Origin of the sequence: Rhizobium sp. BK399, assembly GCF_014194695.1 — a bacterium.
In the GTDB taxonomy this organism is placed as follows: domain Bacteria; phylum Pseudomonadota; class Alphaproteobacteria; order Rhizobiales; family Rhizobiaceae; genus Rhizobium.
Genome location: NZ_JACIAH010000025.1, coordinates 18,753 through 35,939, shown reverse-complemented (window position 1 = coordinate 35,939; position 17,187 = coordinate 18,753). Strand labels below are relative to the sequence as shown.

The following is a 17,187-nucleotide window of genomic DNA, read 5'->3' as shown; positions in this document are numbered from 1 at the left end:
GTTTCGAACATCCCCAGTGAGAACAAGTTGAAAGTGGATAGCTACACGCGTTGACATCCATAATGTGGATGCATAGCCTGTCAACAACAAATGCGGGAGTGAGGTTCGAAATGGCCAGAAAGCAGGATTCCGGGCCGCCACGACTGGTCGTAGCCGTGGCTGCGCCAGTCAACATCACCGTTGACAGGCGCCCGGTATCAGCAAGGCGGGGCGAGAGCGTTCTGACCGCTCTCCGCTCGGAGATTGGCTACGTGCGCAACTCCGAGTTCTCGAAAGAAAGGCGCGGCGGTTTCTGCATGATGGGCGCCTGCCAGGACTGCTGGATCTGGCAGGCGGACGGTCGTCGATTGCGGGCCTGTACGACCCGCGTCGAGGAGGGGATGCAGCTGATGACAACACGGGAGGACCTGCCATGACTGCGCCGATCGTGATCATAGGCGCCGGTCCCGCGGGCATTGCGGCAGCTGGCGTACTCGTTGAGGCCGGTGTGAAACCAGTCCTCATTGATGAGGCACCTGAATTTGGCGGGCAGGTCTTTCGGCAACCGCAACCGGAGCTGATGCGACCGACAAGCCAGCTCTATGGGTTCGATACCGCAAGAGCTCTCGCGAATTTCAACGCAGTCGCGTCGTTGAGGAGCGACATTGACTACCGGCCGAACACCCAGATCTGGGGCGCAGCCGTTGGGATGCTCCACGTCGTCAATGCCGGCAGGGCTTCCGTGCAACCATGGTCGAGCCTCGTCATCGCATCGGGGGCGATGGATCGCCTGTTTCCGGTTAAGGGCTGGACTGCTCCCGGAGTTTACAGTCTCGGCGGCGCTCAGGTCGCCCTAAAGGCAGATGCTTCCCTCGTTGGCCGCCGCGTCCTGTTTGCGGGTACTGGCCCGTTACTCTATCTCGTCGCCTACCAATATGCCTTGGCCGGCGCGTGCGTAGTTGCCGTTCTCGAGACGGGCAGACCGCATCGTGCCTGGCGCCATGTTCCAGCACTGGCGAGCGGCAAGGCCATCTTCGTCAGAGGTCTCTACTACATGGCTGCACTGCGGGCACGAGGCGTTGCCATTCATCAGGGCGCCGAACCCATCGAAGTGATCTGTGGCGCTGATGAAAAAGTCGCCGCATTGGTTTTCAGGCACCGCCGGCGCGAGAGGATCCTGGCCTGCGATGCGCTAGCCATCGGGCATGGTTTGAAAGCCGAGTCTCAAATCGCGGATCTGCTCGGCGCTGAATTCGATTTCGACGAGGGACAACGGCAATGGCTGCCACGCGCAGATCTCGACGGGCGCTCGACGATATCGAACGTCTATCTTGCCGGCGATGGGATGTCAGTTCGAGGCAGCGGACTTGCGGAGTTAACAGGAAGAATTGCTGCCTCTGCATTGCTCGTCGACGCTGGATATGGTGCCCACGCGCGTTTGCGCCGCGATCGTCGACTTGTGGAGAGATCGGCGCGATTCAGGAGGGCACTGGACAAGGTCTTTGCGTATCCGCACGCGAAGGCTTCGGAAATTCCCGACGAAGTTACGGTATGCCGGTGCGAAGAGTTGACGGCCGGCACAATCCGGCAGGCAGTGCTTGCGTCAGGCGAGACCGAGATCAATCGGATAAAGGCGTTTTGTCGCGTGGGCATGGGCAGGTGCCAGGGCCGTATCTGCGGACAAGCCACGGCTGAGCTTATTGCGGCAACCGGCGGCGTCCCGATCGAGTCTGTTGGCCGCATCCGCGCTCAGGCTCCGATCAAGCCGGTTCCACTTTGCGAGCTTGCAAAGGGACTGTCATGACCAGTCTCTATGACCTCGCCATTATCGGGGGCGGCCTTGCGGGGTGCTCCACGGCACTGCACGCGGCTTTGAAAGGCGCATCCGTGGTCCTGCTGGAGCGAGGGCGGTGCGGCGCCCAGGCTAGCGGCGTGAACTATGGTGGCGTGCGTCAACAAGGACGCCATCCGGCGGAGCTCCCACTGTCGAGGCGCAGCCGGGCCATCTGGGGTAATCTGAAGCAACTGGTTGGCACCAGCTGTGAGTTCGCGGTGACCGGCCATTTGAAACTCGCCCGCAATGACGTGGATATGATGGAGCTGATCGCGCATCAGCGGTTGCTTGCCGAGCACGACATCTATGCTGCAATCCTCGATGCCAGCGATCTGAAGCGCCGCTTCCCTTATCTTTCCGGGCATTATCCGGGTGGGTCATTCTGCGGCGAGGACGGGCAGGCAAATCCACGTCTTGTGGCGCCTGCCTTCGCGCGCGCCGCGCGGGCCTGGGGCGCTCACATTCGCGAGGGTGTAGCCGTCAGAACCGCGGCCACTTGTTCGGAAGGATTCGTATTACATCTCGAAAACGATCCGGTTCCTGTCAAGGCGCGGCGCCTCGTTAATACGGCGGGGGCCTGGGGTTCGGCATTCGCCGCGCAATTCGACGATCATGTCGAAGAGGGCGTCATGGCGCCGAACATGTGCGTGACAGAACCCATCGCACCTTTGATCGGACCAAATCTCGGAATTTGCGGAGGCGGTATTTACATCCGCCAGGCGGCCCATGGCAGCGTCATTTTCGGGGCAGGTCTCGGCTCTGCCGATCGGGACTTGCAACGAGCCCGACCTCTGGCTGACGTGACAATGGAAGCTGCTGCCGAGGCGATCGCCATGGTGCCTGAGCTTGCCAATGTTCTCCTCGTCCGCAGCTGGACCGGCATCGAGGGACGCATGCCAGACGGCCTTCCGATTGTAGGGGAAAGTCCGAACGTGAGCGGTCTTTTTCATGCCTTTGGCTTTTCCGGTCATGGTTTCCAGCTGGGGCCAGCCGTGGGCGCAGTCCTTTGCGAACTTTGTCTTGATGGTCACTCGCCGACTTCGATTGCCGGCCTGTCCATGACACGATTCCAGCCGGCACTCACGCCGGCGGGCCAACCCTGAAAGAGGAAAAGAAAGGGGAACAGACGTGCGATATTCCTTCGTTCAACTGCTTGGAGGAGCGCTTGCGTTGACGGCAAGCCTTCAATGGAGCTCTGCGTTTGCCGCCGAGCCGGCTTATCACCTTGCCGAACCGGGCGTTCTTTCTGTCGCCGTCACTGGTGATATGCCGGGGCTGGTGGCGCGCGGTGGAAAACTTGCCGGCTATGACGGCGACATCCTGCAGATTGCTGCCGAAAAGCTGGGTTTGACAATAAGGCCGGTTCCGATGGAGTGGTCAGGCGCAATTGCGGCGGTGCAGACAGGTCGTGTGGATGTCATCGGAGGCAATGTCGCCTGGACAAAGCAACGGGCCGAAACCCTGTCGATGAGCGACCCGACCGGCTATTTCCAGAATGGTATCACCTCCAGGAAGGACGCTGGGTGGCATAGCCTCAAGGATCTGGAAAACCGCAAGGTCGGATCGATGACGGGATTCTCCTTCCTGCCGGAGCTCAGGAAGATCCCGGGCCTGGAGCTATCGCTTTACGACAGCACTGATGCTGCGCTGCGCGACCTGCTGGCTGGTCGTGTCGAAGCGCTGGTCGGAGACCCACCGGTCATCGACTATGCGCTGTCGAAGAACCCTGATTGGGGTCTCGTCAACCTGGCCTTCACCGATAACAACCCTGACTTCCCACTCCTGACCGGCCTTGGGCGTCAATATGTGTTCGGTCTATCCAAGGAAAATGCAGACCTGGCGGCGGCACTGAGCAAGGAGATCCGTGGCCTATGGGCCTCGTGCCAGATCAAGTCGATCGGCAAGCTCTACGGCAATATCAGCGAGGCAAACTACACACCGTCTGCAGAGAATTTCAGGGCAGGCGTTGACCGACCTGCCGATTGGAAACCACCGGTTTGTGACCATTGAACATCAGCGGCCGGTGAAACGGCCGCTCCTCACAGAAAAGGAGGTCACGATGGCCGCCGACGTGCTTCTTGAGGTTAAAGACCTCGGAAAATCATTTGGACCGTTGAGGGTTCTCAACGGCATCTCCTTTAATTTGCGTCGGGGAGAGCGCGTTGTGCTGATTGGCCCCAGTGGATCGGGCAAATCGACCTGTTTGAGAGCGATCAATTTTCTCGAGCCGCCAAGCGAAGGCGAAATTCGCCTGGAAGGGACACTGATCGGTCGTCGAAGGAACGGGCGTTTGATGAGTGAACGTGAGATGGCGCCGCAACGAGCCGACATAGGCATGGTTTTCCAGCACTTCCATCTCTGGCCACATTTGTCAGTTCGCGCCAACGTGGCACTGCAGCCGACAAAAGTTAGGGGGCTGAAGCATCGAGAGGCGGAGAAGCTTGCTGGCGAACTGCTCGCAAAGGTCCATCTTTCGCGGAAGGCCGATGATATGCCGCATCGGCTCTCTGGCGGACAGCAGCAGCGTGTTGCGATCGCCCGCGCGCTTGCCCAGCAGCCGAAGTTGCTGCTTTTCGACGAGCCGACGTCCGCGCTCGACCCGGAACTGGTCGGGGAGGTCCTGACAGTCATAAAGGAACTCGCGCAAGAAGGTCGGGCGATGGTGCTCGTCACGCATGAAATTGCCTTTGCGCGCGAGGTTGCCGATCGCATCATCTTCATGGATGGCGGCCGTATCATTGAGGAAGGTCCGGCCAAGACGGTTCTGGATGACCCGCAAACGCCCCGCCTGAAGCAGTTTCTTGCGAGCCTGCAGCTTGGGGGACGGGATCATGGATGACACGTTTGCTGGCACGCTTGCAGGAGCACTCGTTTCAGGCGCGGCAGTAACTATCGAGGTGACCGCTGGATCGCTCATCGTGGCTCTCATTATCGGCGTCGCTCTGGCAACCAGTGAATTTCTGTCAGACAACAGCCTGCTGCGGATCGCCATCCGTTTTTATGTCGAGAGCCTGCGCAACATTCCGAGCCTGACCTTCCTCTTTCTTCTCTACTTCGGTCTGGCGTCGCTCGGGCTCAGGCTGTCCTCAATCGCAGCGGGCGTCGCCGGATTAGGCATGATCGGCGGTGCTATCTGCGTCGATATCTTCCGCTCGGGATTTCAATCCGTCCCGGTCGGGCAAAGCGAGGCAGCGGCGTCAATCGGCCTCACGCCGTTCGCTGCATTCCGGCTGATCGTGGTCCCGCAGGGGTTGAGACTTGCGCTCCCTTCCATCGGAAACTACGCGGTCTCGCTTGTCAAAGATACGTCCCTGGTCGCGGCCATCGCCGCGCCCGAGATCCTCTTCAATGCAAGACAGCTCGTCAACGAAACCTTCGAGACGACACTGATCTACGCCGGTGCTGCCGCTGTCTATTTGATCCTGACCAGCGTCGTTGCGCGGTCCGTCGCCCTGATCGAGCAGAAACTGGGGATTGAATGATGTTCATTGAAATCATTTCCAACAACATCGCTGACTGGGGTCCGCGTCTCCTTCACGGACTTCACCTGACCCTCTCTTTAACCGCGTCAGGATTCTGTCTGGCTGTCATGCTGGCCCTGTTGATCGAGTACCTGCGCTCGCGGCGTGCACTTGTTCCGCAACTGGTCGCGCGCGTCTACATTACGGTTGCTCGCGGCGTGCCCATTCTTGTGATCCTCTATCTGCTCTATTTCGCTCTTCCGGGAGCGGGCGTTACCTTGTCGGCATTCATGGCCGGTACGCTCGGGCTTTCCGCGGTCTATGCGGCCTACCTGGCGGAGGTTTTTCGTGCCGGTTTCTGTGCAATTCCCGCTGGTCAGCGCGAGGCTGCTCTTGCTGCCGGTCTGACGCCACTGGCAGCCTTCAGGCTTATTCTATTGCCGCAGGCCATCCGGCAGTCGGTAGCACCTTTGTTGATCAATCTCGTCTCTCTTATGAAGGACAGTTCGATCTGCGCCCTAATATCTGTTCCTGAGCTGACTTTGGTGTCACGCGAACTGATGTCTGAGAGTTTCCTTCCGTTGCACGTCTTCGCGCTTACGGCGTTGCTCTATTTCAGCCTTGCATGGCCGGCTTCTATTGCCGCCCGAATTATCGAGCACCGGTTACAGGGACGCGCGCGGCTTCGAGCCCACCGCAGTGCCCTGCCAAGTCTTCTTGCCAGAACCTGTCCGTAGGTACTAGCCAGGTCCCAATCACCACGGAAATCAAAAGTCGAGTCAATCAGGAGTGCAGATGAAGAAACTGATAAATCGCCCGGAAGAGGTCGTCCGGCAAGCGCTGGAGGGTGCCGTTGCGCTATCGCCTGGCACTGCCCTTCTTTCCGACGAGAACATCGTCATACAATCCGGCCTGCCAGACGCAGCGGCTCGTCCCGTTGCCGTGATCTCTGGTGGTGGAAGCGGACATGAACCGGCACATGCAGGTTACGTGGGCCGATCCATGTTGACGGCTGCGGTTGCGGGTGACGTCTTCACGTCGCCGAGTTCCGACGCCGTACTGTCTGCCATCAGGGCCGTCAGTGGGCCGGCCGGTGCTGTGCTCATCGTCAAGAACTATACCGGCGACAGGCTGAACTTTGGACTTGCAGCCGAAATCGCGAGGGCAGAGGGGATTCCGGTCGAGATTGTTGTTGTCGCTGACGATGCCGCTTTGCGCGATACGGTAGCTCCAGACAGACGGCGCGGCCTCGCCGGCACGGTTCTCGTTCACAAGATAACAGGAGCCGCAGCGGCTCAAGGACATTGCCTTGCGGCTGTGGCCGCAATCGCGAGAGATGCAGCACAGCGGGTTTCCTCGATGGGAATCTCGCTCGGAACCTGCATCCTCCCCTCCGTCGGGAAACCTGGTTTTGTCCTTGGAGAGAAGGAAGTCGAGGTTGGGCTCGGCATTCACGGCGAGCCGGGAGTTTTCCGCATGGAGATTGCGAGCGCCGATGAATTGGTCGAACTGACTTTGAAGACGATCCTGGTTGACGGCAAGGTCCGGAGAGGAGACGAGGCCGTTCTGCTCGTGAACGGGCTCGGTTCAACGCCGCCGCTAGAGCTTGCAATCCTCGCCAGAAGCGCACTACGAAGCCTCGCCAAGGGTGGGGTGACGGTTGTACGGGCCTGGGCTGGCACGTTCCTATCAGCGCTCGATATGCAAGGATTTTCACTGTCGGTCATGCCTGTGACATCTCGAGACTTGCCGTTTTTCGATATGCCGGTCGAAGCGCAAGCCTGGCCGGGCGGCGGCCTTGTGAACGCGGAGCCCTTGGTGGCAGTGCCCAGTCCGCACGATCTCCCGATTGTGGCGCAGGAAGATCAAGCAAACGTCTCACCCGCCGGCCGGCGTCTGCAGGAGATATTTGCCTCCGCCGCACGCGCATTGATTGCAGCGGAAGATCACCTTGCCACGCTGGACGGAATTTCGGGTGACGGCGATCTCGGGGCGAGCATGCGTCGCGGGGCTGAGGCCATCCTGGACCTACCGGAGGGCGCATTCTCTTCCGTCTCAAAAGGGTTATCTACAGCCGCCGATCGTGTCAGAAGAGCAATCGCTGGGAGTTCAGGTCCCTTCTACGCTGCCGGACTGATGCGGGCGTCCAGGCATCTGGCTACGATCGACGAGCCGTCTGCGAGCGATGTCGCCGCTGCGTTTGCGGCCGCCGTCCAGGCGATATCCGAACTGGGCGGAGCAACGCCCGGCGACCGCACAATGGTAGACGCATTGCAACCCGCGGCCTCAACGTTCGAGGAGCAAATCGCCGCGGGACTTCCTCTGAAGGAAGCATGGGAACGAGCCGTGACGGCGGCAGAGGAGGGCATGCGACGAACGATTGACATGCGGCCAAAGCTTGGGCGGGCCAGCTATATCGGTGGGCGCGTAATCGGCAGTCCTGACGCAGGGGCAGCGGCAGTGACCATCTGGCTTGCTGCGAGTGGGGCAGTGGAAGATGCTTCACACGCTAAGACATAGAATTGAAGCTGGGACGGGAAAAACCTCCTCGTGATCATTTTCCAAGAATCGGCTTTGCACCACACTAAGGTTGCCTGTCGGCTTGGCGGCTTGTCCGTCGTCGAGCTTCCAGTTGCTACAGCCGCGACTGCAAACAGAGGTCGGGCGGAGGGAGGCGGCGGCATATCGAAACACGGCGGAGCGTCATCCTAGCCGCGATGACTGGCCACGAGGAAGGGGGTGATTGCCATACGCGCCGGCGAGGCGGACGACATCACCCGCGAACTCTACGAACTTGTGGGCATCTACAATCCGATGACTGTCACATTTGTCAGTCGTACTGAGCCGACTTCGTTTCAGCCTCTTCCGTGCCTTTTCTAGCCAGGAAAAGGCAGCGGAAACCTCTACCAAAGCGATACAGTTTGAACGGTTCAGATCAGTGACGGTAACCGCGGCGTATAGCCTCAGTGCTCCACACGCCGCCATCTCCAGCCAGCAATCTCTGGCATGTCCTCGCCGTATTGCCTGATGAAAGCAGCATGTTCGACAAGCTTGGCATTCAGCGCCTGCACCTCGTCCGGCACCTTAACGGCGAGACCTGGAATCCGTCTGATCGCCTCCAGTGCCAAATGATACCGATCGATTTCGTTCATAACAGCCATATCGAACGGCGTGGTCGTCGTTCCTTCCTCTATAAAGCCTCTCACATGGATGTTCTCGTGGTTCGTCCGTCTATAGGTCAAGCGATGAATGAGACTCGGATAGCCGTGATAAGCGAAGATGACGGGCTTGTCGGCCGTGAAAATTTCATCGAACCTCTGATGGTCCATCCCATGGGGATGTTGATCCGGATCTTGCAGGCTCAAAAGGTCCACGACATTGACGGTCCTGATCTTCAGTTCAGGAATCGCTTCATGGAGAAGCATGACCGCCGCAAGCGTTTCCATCGTTGGCACGTCGCCGGCGCATGCCATCACGACGTCAGGGGTCAGGGTATCGTTTTCGAAGCTCGCCCAGTCCCAGACGCCAAGGCCAGCCTCGCAGTGCAAGATGGCTTCATCCATCGACAAGTACTGTGCTTGCAGTTGTTTTCCAGCCACGATCACATTGATGCGATTAAAGGTGCGAAGGCAGTGATCACCGGTCCATAAGAGGGTGTTGGCGTCAGGAGGAAGGTAAATTCGAACGATGTCAGATTTCTTGTTTGCGACGAGATCCACGAAGCCGGGGTCCTGGTGGGAGAAGCCATTGTGGTCCTGCCGCCAGACATGCGACGTAAGAAGGTAGTTCAGTGATGAGATCGGTTTTCGCCACGGCAGTTCGCGAGATACCTTTAGCCATTTTGCATGCTGGTTGAACATCGAGTCAACGATATGGATGAACGCTTCGTAGCACGAAAAGAATCCGTGGCGTCCGGTGAGAAGGTAGCCCTCGAGCCAACCCTGGCAGAGATGCTCGCTGAGGACCTCCATGACCCTTCCATCGCGGCCAAGATGAACGTCGTAGTCCTCGATCTTTTGCATCCAGACCCGGTCCGTTTCCTCAAAAACGCTCCCGAGACGATTGGACTCGGTTTCGTCAGGTCCGAAGATACGAAAGTTGCTGTGGGCGGCGTTGAGGCGAAGGACGTCACGCAAATACCGTCCCAGAACCTCCGTCGACTGCATCAGGTTCGACCCGCGATCGCCGAGCTCGACTGCGTGTTGCGCAATTTCCGGGAGGATGAGTTCCGTTCGCAGTCGCCCGCCATTTGCAAATGTTATCGCACCCATTCTCTTTTCGCCTTTGGGTGCTAGCTCGCGCAGCTCCTCCTTCAGGCGGCCGCGGGAGTCAAACAATTCCTCTGGCTTATAGCTTCGCATCCAGTCTTCGAGGATCTTGCGATGGCCTTCGTCGGCGCGGCAGTTTGAAACGGGAACCTGATGGGCTCTCCAGAAATCCTCCACCTTCTTGCCATCGACCTCTTTCGGACCGGTCCAGCCTTTTGGGCTGCGTAAGACGATCATTGGCCATCGTGGGACGCCTTCATACTCACTGGCCGAGCGGGCATCCCTTTGGAGGGCTTCGATGAGATCAAAAACTTCATCGAGGGCCTTTGCCATTTTCCGATGCATCTCTGCCGGGTCATGTCCCTCGACAAATATCGGCTGGTAGCCATAGCCCCAGAACAGGCTTTCGAGGTCGCCATCGCGTGTGCGGGCGAGGACTGTCGGATTGGCTATTTTGTAACCGTTGAGATGCAGGATCGGTAGGACCGCCCCGTCGCGGACTGGATTGAGAAACTTGGTGGAATGCCAGGCGGCAGCCAGAGGGCCGGTTTCGGCTTCTCCGTCGCCAACGACGCAGGCTACGACCAGGCCCGGATTGTCAAAGACGGCCCCAAAAGCATGAACGAGAGCATAGCCAAGCTCGCCGCCTTCGTGGATCGAACCGGGCGTTTCTGGCGCCACATGGCTCGGAATCCCGCCAGGAAACGAGAATTGCTTGAAGAGCCTGCGTAGGCCGTCGGCATCTTCCGTTACCTCCGGATACACCTCGCTGTAGGTCCCTTCCAGATAGGTATTTGCGACCATTCCCGGTCCGCCGTGACCCGGGCCGCATATGTAAAGGATATCTGCGCCGCGGTGTTTGATGATGCGGTTAAGGTGAGCGTAAATGAAGTTCAGGCCCGGCGTCGTTCCCCAATGCCCAAGGAGCCGTGGCTTGATCTGCTCGGGCCTCAGTGGTTCGTTAAGAAGCGGGTTGTCCATGAGATAGATCTGACCGACCGAAAGATAGTTTGCGGCGCGCCAATAGCGGTCAATGAGCCCGAGCTCCTGGTCGAGCATTGCGATGTTGTCTCCCATTTCGAACTCCTTCAACGAAGTCGGTGTTGATTGATGACAGCAAGTGCTTCGTCGGCGATGACCTGCTCCTCGTCTGTGTGGACGACGAACGCTGCAACAGCACTGTCCCTGGCGTTAAGGACGGGTGCGTTTGTTCTGTTGGCCGCTTCGTTCAGCGTAAGCCCCATCCATGACAGGTGTCTTTCGATGCCTTTGCGGATCTCGGGCTGGTGTTCGCCGATGCCGCCTGTAAAGACCAGCGCGTCAATGCCCCCGATCGATACGGCAAGCCGACCGATCTCTCCGGCAATTCTGAAACAAAACAGATCAAGTGCTTCCCTGGCGCTCGGCCGGAAGTCCTCTAGCAGGACCTGGGTATCACCGCTTATTCCCGAGACGCCAAGAAGGCCGCACCGGTGATAAAGAAAATCTTCGAGTTTGTCGGCATCGGGAAATTGCGATCTGAGCAGATGGATCAACACGCCTGGATCGAGCGCTCCTGGGCGCGTTGCCATCGGGATGCCGTCGAGAGCGGAAAAGCCCATGCTGGTATCAATACTGACCCCATCGACCATGCCGCAAAGACTGGCGCCGTATCCGAGATGGGCGCACACAACTCTGCCGCCGCCGGCGTAAGGCGCAAATTTCTTGAGGAACCCTGCGACATATTTATACGAGAGACCATGAAATCCGTATCGCCGTATGCCAGCTTCGTGCATAGCGTTGGGAATGGCCAACCGGCTCGCGAGGCTGCATTGAGAGGCATGGAAGGCCGTGTCGAACGAGGCTGTCTGCACCACACGGGGGTATAGGGAAAAGACAGCGTCGATGAGATCCAGCGCCTGTTTCTGGTGAAGGGGTGCCATGGGGGCCAAGTTTTGGATTTGCGATATGACGCTGCCGTTCAGAAGCACAGGTCCTTTGAAGGCCAACCCGCCGTGCACGACACGGTGGCCGACAAATCCAATGTGAAAATCACCGTTCAACAATCGATCAAGAACGGTTGAAGTTGCCCTGGTGCCGAAGCTGCTTTCCGCCGCAGGTAGTGCGATATCTTCGACCTCGTCGGCTACCTGGTATCTAAGCCGTGGATGCTGACCCAAGAGTAACGTCGCGCGACCAATACGCTCCGCGCACCCGGAGCCAATGTCGAACATGCCAATCTTCACGCTCGATGAACCGACATTGAAAGCAACGCCCACGTCCTTGCTCATGGGGATCCCCGCTTGTCCGTAACTCTATCTGGATCTCGCTTCATCCACAGCTGCAGCCAGAATCTGCAGTGCATAGTCACCGGTCGTCTTTTCGTCATCCGCGGTGAGTTGCAACGTGCGGCAGCGGTGCTTCAGATCACGCAGGATCCGACGCCGAACCCTTTCGATGACTGGCGCACGTTCCTTCCTCAAGAGTTCCTGGAGACAGGCGACAGCGACCAATTCTGACACCATGAGCTTTCCTTCGACTTCCCCTTGGGTTGGAACGGCGAAATGCTCGCCGCCCGGTTTGGAATCCCGATCAGTGGACAGCATTGTCTGTCTCCTTCCCTCTTTATCGCTCTTCTTCTTGATCGAGCGACCGTCTCACCTTTCCGAAGGAAGACGATCCGGCTGCAGCAGTCGAGCTTTTTGACTTCGAGCCAATGAATACGGTCGGGGTCGTGGGTTGCGTATCCAAAGCGTCCCGTAGCTAGCTTTAAAAAGGACACCGGATTGACCGGCTTGCTCATGGGTCGACAACACTGCCGCAAGTCCATGCGCGAAAGGCCGATCGCTCAATTCCTTATCGCGCCTTGTTCTCTCAAACATGCTGCAGCCAATGAGCATTCGCAAAATCCGCCTCGAAAGCAGGACCAGCATCGACGTGGAGAGACGATCTCAGGTCCTGAATGGTTCACCGATACTAGCTGCGGAAGTTTAGGGGAGGGAACGAAGGCTTCCTTGATGGAGATCAATCTGGGATATCATTTACAGCAAACGTTTGTAATTTCGCAGATCGTGTTTTGCTAATGTAACCATAGGATCAGCTTCGGATCCGAATGTGTCGGGCGCTGATTTCGTGGAGATGACGACCTCGCCTCGCCCAATCAGCTGCTGGTCGGAGCGACCCTGCAATTTTCCCAAGCTCCAGCCCGTGTCGCCGATTTCTCAGCGCAGTAGGAGTTTGTTTACCACGCCTTTGCTAGAGTCTCGCTGTCGCGGGGATGAGATACCGAGACATTTGCGAGGAGCCTGGTTCGTTTTTAGTCGTGGCTCCTCGCGCCCCGCTCGACAGCAAATATTAAATCCGTTCCTCGTTGCCTGCCGGTGGTGGCAGGGCGACTCGGTAGTAGGGATCGATCCAGATCAGGTGATCTGTTGTCGATTTCACGCCTGGTACGTTCTCGGCGGCGGCCTTGGCAGCGAGCCTCTCGCGTTCGTCAAAGATGGTACCGGCAAGTTCGGCTATGCCGTTTCTCACCTGACAGCGGATGAGTCCGTTTCTGCTCCAGGTTTGCTTCGCAAGCTCGGCCTCGACGGCATCCTGGATCGTGGTGTCTTCGACCGACGGCACGGAGAGGTTTTGCGTTCTCGCCAGCGCGCGCAACAGGTCGGATCGCGAAATGATGCCAACCAGTCTGCCCTCCGAAACAACTGGCAACCGTTTGACGCAGTTTCGCTCCATTAGGAGCACAGCGTCAGAAAGAGCTGCCGTGGGAGTTGTGACGAGCAGGTGCGGGTTCATCACCTCCTTTACAAGGCGGCCGTGGGTGCGAACGTATTCATCGGCCATTTTGCCTGGGCTTGTCAGAAAAATCTGCAACCATGATCTTCTGCGGTCGGTCTTGAGTTCGTGGCGCCTCAGGAAGTCGCTTCCGCTGATCATACCGATCAGCACACCGTCATCGTCCACGATAGGAAGGCCGCTAATCCGATTTGGGAGCATGAGGCTCGCTGCAACGAAGACCGTGGCGGACTCGCCTATCGTTATCGGCGACGGTGTCATTGCGTTTTCAACGATCATTCCTGTCTTAAGGGCCCCATCTGCGGACAAAGTAGACCTTCACCAATTGGGCAAGGAGTGCGTAGAGGAGAAGGATAACTGCGAGCAATGGCCAGTAAAGAAGCGGAAGGTATACGAAACCGAGAGCCGCGCCGAGGCCTGTGAAAGGCAAGGCAATACCCACCACTGCTATGAGAAGACTTGTAACGATAAGGGCTGGACTGGCAACGCTCTCAAGGAATGGTATGCGCGCGGTTCGGATGATATGAATGATCAAGGTCTGAGTGAGCAACGATTCTACGAACCACCCCGTCTGGAATAGTGCCGGATTGGTCCACGCTCCGAACGAAATCAGCATGACGGCGAAGGTCAGATAGTCGAAGATCGAGCTGACCGGTCCGAGCAGTATCATGAATCTGAAAACACCGGTGATGTCCCATCGCCTTGGCAAGGATACATAATCCTCGTCCACCCTGTCCGTAGGTATGGCCGTTTGAGAGATGTCATAAAGCAGATTGTTAGTCAGGACCTGAATTGCCGTCAGGGGCATGAATGGCAGAAAAATACTTGCCCCAAGGACGCTGAACATATTACCGAAGTTTGAGCTTGCGCTCATCCTGATGTACTTGGTGATGTTCGAAAATACTCTTCGCCCCTCCAGTACGCCGTCGCGCAACACCAGCAAGCTCTTCTCAAGCAAGATGATGTCGGCCGACTCACGGGCGATGTCGACGGCGCTATCGACGGAAACCCCCACATCCGCCCGCTTCAGCGCAGGTCCATCATTGATTCCATCCCCTAAGAAACCGACGACACGGCCACTTGCCTGCAGGAGACTGACGATGCGTTCTTTTTGAGCCGGTGTCAGCTTTGCAAATACATGAATTGAAGCCGCCGCGGTCCTGGCCGCGTGATCGTCCATTTTTTCAAGGTCGGGACCAAGAAGAACATCCTCGACTTCGATACCAACGTCACCGCAGATCTTTCGCGTGATGACCTCATTGTCTCCTGTGAGGATTTTGACCTGTACGCCGCTGGCTTTTAGCGCCGCGATGGCCTTTGGCGCACTCTCCTTCGGTGGATCGAGGAAAGAGATATACCCAAGAAGCACCATAGCGCATTCGTCCTTTACGCTGTAGTTCGTCTTTATCGCTTGCATTTCCTTGTAGGCGACCGCGACGACGCGAAAGCCGCTCTTGTTCAAGACTACAGTTTCTTTCTTTGCTGTCTCCAGGTGTCCCGCATCCAGGGTTCCAATCGTTCCCGCATCCTCGTAGTGCGTCGAGACGCTGAATATCTCCTCAACGGCTCCTTTGCAGATCAGCACATGCCTGTCTTGCCGATCGGCAACGATAACCGACAGGCGTCTCCGGGAAAAATCGAACGGTATCTCCCCGACTTTTTCGAAATGCTCGTCTACTCCAAGAGCGTCGTGCACGTCGCCATGCTCCAGAACCGCAATGTCGAGGAGATTTTTCAGGCCCGACTGGAAGTAACTGTTGAGATAGGCGTAATGCAGGACCTTCTGTGAATCCCTCCCATGCATGTCGACGTGCTGCTTCAGGATAATCTTGTCTTGCGTGAGCGTTCCAGTCTTGTCTGTACAAAGGACGTCCATTGCGCCGAGATTCTGGATGGCGTTCAAACGCTTGACGATGACCCGCGACCTGGCCATGGCCAAAGCACCTTTGGCGAGATTGATGGTCACCGCCATCGGCAGCATCTCTGGTGTCAATCCAACGCAGATAGCGACCGCAAAGAGCAGGGCTTGAAGCCAGTCCCCCTTGGTCACCCAATTGATGACAAAGACGAGGGGAGCAAGGACGAGCGTGACGCCGATCATAAGCCAAGTGAAGCGATTGATCCCACGATCGAAAGCGGTTTTCTCCTGTTGCGCTACAACCTTTTCGGCCAACGCTCCAAAGAATGTGCTGGCACCTGTCTTGATGACCAGCGCGCGACCAAACCCACTCACGACGTTTGATCCTACGTAGCAGAGGTTTTTTCGATCCAGTGGGCTTTCCATTCGATGAGGGCGACACATTGCCTGCTTTTCGACAGGCATTGTCTCCCCGGTCAAGGCGGATTGGTTCACATAGAGGTCGGTCGCCGTCAGAAGACGCACGTCGGCAGGAATAAGATCACCGGCCGAAAGTTGTATAACGTCACCTGGAACGAGATCCTCGACAGCGATCTCCTCGGTTCTGTCGATCGCGCCCTCAGGACGGTGAACGGTCGCAAGGGACCGCACCATGGCGCGAAGCTTCGCGGCAGCGTTGCTGGAGCGGTGTTCCTGGATGAAGGCCATGCCGACGGAAAGAATGACGATCGCCGATATGACGATCGCGGCGCGGATATCTCCAAGGGAATAGGATACGAGTGACAGTGATAGCAGAAGGGCGTTCAGAGGGCTATTTGCGCGCGACCAGATTTCACGGAGAACCGGCGCGCGCTGCTCATGACTGATCAGGTTAGGACCGTATCGCGCGCGCCTGAGCAAAGATTCAGAAGACGAAATGCCGTAAAAGCCCGACCGGAGCAACTCACACGCCTTTTCTTGCGAACTATCGCTGATCGTCTTCAGGTCATCGGAAACACGACCGTTGGAATGAATTGCGCTAAGAGACCGCGCCTGCACCCTCAGGTCCGCCATGCGGCTCGAGCCTCCAGTTCCTCACGCGTATGCCATTCGACGTCATTAGGTGACTTCATTTTCCCGGCTATCCATGGTCTGCATCCTGAACGATTTTCGACCGGCGTTCGAAGACCCGCGTGATTTCCTTGTTTCGGCGGCGTCTTCGTTCCTCTCGCAGGTGACACCGACGTCGCCAAACCAAGGTCCGCTGCCATCGGTCGAGTCGAGAATGTCGATTTTGACTTCATCCCGACGACCCACCTATGAAGTCCGGAAAAATATGCAGACCATTCGCCTTTCGGTTAGGCTTTGCGATCGTCCTCTCATCACCTCTAGGAACGGCCTAGTTCCAAAGTGCTTGTGTTGCTCGCAACGCATGGACTTCATGGGTTACTCCTGCTTCCGGCGCGGTGGAGCCGGAAAGAACGCTGAGACGCCGGATACTATGGTGGTGATCGCTCCAGCGATGACGATGATCCAGGTCGCTGCGACCGGATCGACGTACGGGTCGCCCACCCACGGGAGAACCATCATCCAGATCCCGAGCGCAAACTCGATCAGGGCCTCCCACCGGCCCGGAAGAAGGATGCCTCCAACCGCGATCAGCGACATTGCAATACCGGTGAGAATGAGTGCCCATGCCAATCGGTCGCCTGCTATCGGGTCACCGAACGTGGATGGCAGCAACCATTGGATCGCGAACATCGATACTCCAAGTGTGACCATCAGCGGATCCTGCCAGCCAGGTTCGTTCATCGTATCCTCCAAGGTGCGTTGAGGCTGCAACAGGATAGTTTTCTTTGATCAGATTTCATTGCGCTCGATCAAATCAGCAAGTGGCCACCCGGCAGTTCCATCCCCGCTCTAGGCAGACTGAGATCAGATGGTTCGTCTGAGGGATGTCGTGGGGTCTCTTTGCGCGGTGGCGTCAACCCCGCTGGCCCGCCTATACGGCAAGCTATTCCCGGTTTAGGC

General features: G+C 57.7%; 14 protein-coding genes. 8 read left to right on the top strand and 6 right to left on the bottom strand.

Annotation, left to right across the window (positions count from 1 at the left end):
• Window positions 1-110 precede the first annotated feature (110 nt).
• From FHT97_RS28650 to FHT97_RS28615, 8 genes are read left to right on the top strand one after another with little or no spacing between them, the layout of a single operon-like run.
• Complete coding sequence (locus FHT97_RS28650; RefSeq protein ID WP_183759206.1) at window positions 111-416, top strand: (2Fe-2S)-binding protein; 306 nt, start codon at window positions 111-113, stop codon at window positions 414-416.
• The gene (locus FHT97_RS28645) at window positions 413-1,783 is read left to right on the top strand and encodes an NAD(P)/FAD-dependent oxidoreductase (protein WP_183864935.1); all 1,371 of its coding nucleotides are present in this window, start codon (window positions 413-415) and stop codon (window positions 1,781-1,783) included. The genes FHT97_RS28650 and FHT97_RS28645 overlap by 4 nt, the downstream gene beginning before the upstream one ends.
• On the top strand, window positions 1,780-2,916 hold the full coding sequence (locus FHT97_RS28640) for an FAD-dependent oxidoreductase (protein ID WP_183864934.1): 1,137 nt from the start codon (window positions 1,780-1,782) through the stop codon (window positions 2,914-2,916). The genes FHT97_RS28645 and FHT97_RS28640 overlap by 4 nt, the downstream gene beginning before the upstream one ends.
• 25 nt (window positions 2,917-2,941) lie before the next feature.
• Window positions 2,942-3,823 (top strand): transporter substrate-binding domain-containing protein, encoded by an 882-nt coding sequence (locus FHT97_RS28635; protein ID WP_348649654.1) that lies wholly within the window; start codon window positions 2,942-2,944, stop codon window positions 3,821-3,823.
• A 49-nt stretch (window positions 3,824-3,872) separates the two neighbouring features.
• On the top strand, window positions 3,873-4,652 hold the full coding sequence (locus FHT97_RS28630) for an amino acid ABC transporter ATP-binding protein (RefSeq protein ID WP_183864933.1): 780 nt from the start codon (window positions 3,873-3,875) through the stop codon (window positions 4,650-4,652).
• Window positions 4,645-5,295: an amino acid ABC transporter permease gene (locus tag FHT97_RS28625; RefSeq protein ID WP_183864932.1), complete on the top strand. Its 651-nt coding sequence runs from the start codon at window positions 4,645-4,647 to the stop codon at window positions 5,293-5,295. Before FHT97_RS28630 ends, FHT97_RS28625 begins: the two co-directional genes overlap by 8 nt.
• Window positions 5,292-6,011, top strand: coding sequence for an amino acid ABC transporter permease (locus tag FHT97_RS28620; RefSeq protein ID WP_183864931.1), 720 nt, complete (start codon window positions 5,292-5,294; stop codon window positions 6,009-6,011). The genes FHT97_RS28625 and FHT97_RS28620 overlap by 4 nt, the downstream gene beginning before the upstream one ends.
• Before the next feature lie 58 nt (window positions 6,012-6,069).
• Window positions 6,070-7,794, top strand: a complete 1,725-nt coding sequence (locus FHT97_RS28615) for a dihydroxyacetone kinase family protein (protein ID WP_183864930.1) — start codon at window positions 6,070-6,072, stop codon at window positions 7,792-7,794.
• 443 nt (window positions 7,795-8,237) lie between these two features.
• Here FHT97_RS28615 and FHT97_RS28610 read toward each other — a convergent pair whose 3' ends face one another.
• From FHT97_RS28610 to FHT97_RS28585, 6 genes are all read right to left on the bottom strand, one after another.
• On the bottom strand, window positions 8,238-10,619 hold the full coding sequence (locus FHT97_RS28610) for a phosphoketolase family protein (protein ID WP_183864929.1): 2,382 nt from the start codon (window positions 10,617-10,619) through the stop codon (window positions 8,238-8,240).
• A gap of 11 nt (window positions 10,620-10,630) precedes the next feature.
• Complete coding sequence (locus FHT97_RS28605) at window positions 10,631-11,812, bottom strand: acetate/propionate family kinase (RefSeq protein WP_183864928.1); 1,182 nt, start codon at window positions 11,810-11,812, stop codon at window positions 10,631-10,633.
• A 24-nt stretch (window positions 11,813-11,836) separates the two neighbouring features.
• Window positions 11,837-12,127: a hypothetical protein gene (locus FHT97_RS28600; protein WP_183864927.1), complete on the bottom strand. Its 291-nt coding sequence runs from the start codon at window positions 12,125-12,127 to the stop codon at window positions 11,837-11,839.
• Window positions 12,128-12,875: 748 nt separating this feature from the next.
• A complete protein-coding gene (locus FHT97_RS28595) occupies window positions 12,876-13,598 on the bottom strand; it encodes a CBS domain-containing protein (protein ID WP_183864926.1) in 723 nt (240 codons plus the stop codon).
• Window positions 13,599-13,605: 7 nt separating this feature from the next.
• On the bottom strand, window positions 13,606-16,230 hold the full coding sequence (gene mgtA, locus FHT97_RS28590; RefSeq protein WP_183864925.1) for a magnesium-translocating P-type ATPase: 2,625 nt from the start codon (window positions 16,228-16,230) through the stop codon (window positions 13,606-13,608).
• A 372-nt stretch (window positions 16,231-16,602) separates the two neighbouring features.
• Entirely contained in the window at window positions 16,603-16,968 is a 366-nt protein-coding gene (locus tag FHT97_RS28585) for a hypothetical protein (protein ID WP_183864924.1), read from the bottom strand.
• Window positions 16,969-17,187 lie beyond the last annotated feature (219 nt).

What these genes read in the sequence shown, in the direction of transcription:
- FHT97_RS28605 (WP_183864928.1), bottom strand. Translation starts at nt 11,812, where the DNA reads ATGAGCAAGGACGTGGGCGTTGCTTTCAATGTCGGTTCATCGAGCGTG.
- FHT97_RS28650 (WP_183759206.1), top strand. Translation starts at nt 111, where the DNA reads ATGGCCAGAAAGCAGGATTCCGGGCCGCCACGACTGGTCGTAGCCGTG.
- FHT97_RS28645 (WP_183864935.1), top strand. Translation starts at nt 413, where the DNA reads ATGACTGCGCCGATCGTGATCATAGGCGCCGGTCCCGCGGGCATTGCG.
- FHT97_RS28640 (WP_183864934.1), top strand. Translation starts at nt 1,780, where the DNA reads ATGACCAGTCTCTATGACCTCGCCATTATCGGGGGCGGCCTTGCGGGG.
- mgtA (WP_183864925.1), bottom strand. Translation starts at nt 16,230, where the DNA reads ATGGCGGACCTGAGGGTGCAGGCGCGGTCTCTTAGCGCAATTCATTCC.
- FHT97_RS28630 (WP_183864933.1), top strand. Translation starts at nt 3,873, where the DNA reads ATGGCCGCCGACGTGCTTCTTGAGGTTAAAGACCTCGGAAAATCATTT.
- FHT97_RS28610 (WP_183864929.1), bottom strand. Translation starts at nt 10,619, where the DNA reads ATGGGAGACAACATCGCAATGCTCGACCAGGAGCTCGGGCTCATTGAC.
- FHT97_RS28615 (WP_183864930.1), top strand. Translation starts at nt 6,070, where the DNA reads ATGAAGAAACTGATAAATCGCCCGGAAGAGGTCGTCCGGCAAGCGCTG.
- FHT97_RS28585 (WP_183864924.1), bottom strand. Translation starts at nt 16,968, where the DNA reads ATGAACGAACCTGGCTGGCAGGATCCGCTGATGGTCACACTTGGAGTA.
- FHT97_RS28595 (WP_183864926.1), bottom strand. Translation starts at nt 13,598, where the DNA reads ATGATCGTTGAAAACGCAATGACACCGTCGCCGATAACGATAGGCGAG.
- FHT97_RS28600 (WP_183864927.1), bottom strand. Translation starts at nt 12,127, where the DNA reads ATGCTGTCCACTGATCGGGATTCCAAACCGGGCGGCGAGCATTTCGCC.
- FHT97_RS28620 (WP_183864931.1), top strand. Translation starts at nt 5,292, where the DNA reads ATGATGTTCATTGAAATCATTTCCAACAACATCGCTGACTGGGGTCCG.
- FHT97_RS28625 (WP_183864932.1), top strand. Translation starts at nt 4,645, where the DNA reads ATGGATGACACGTTTGCTGGCACGCTTGCAGGAGCACTCGTTTCAGGC.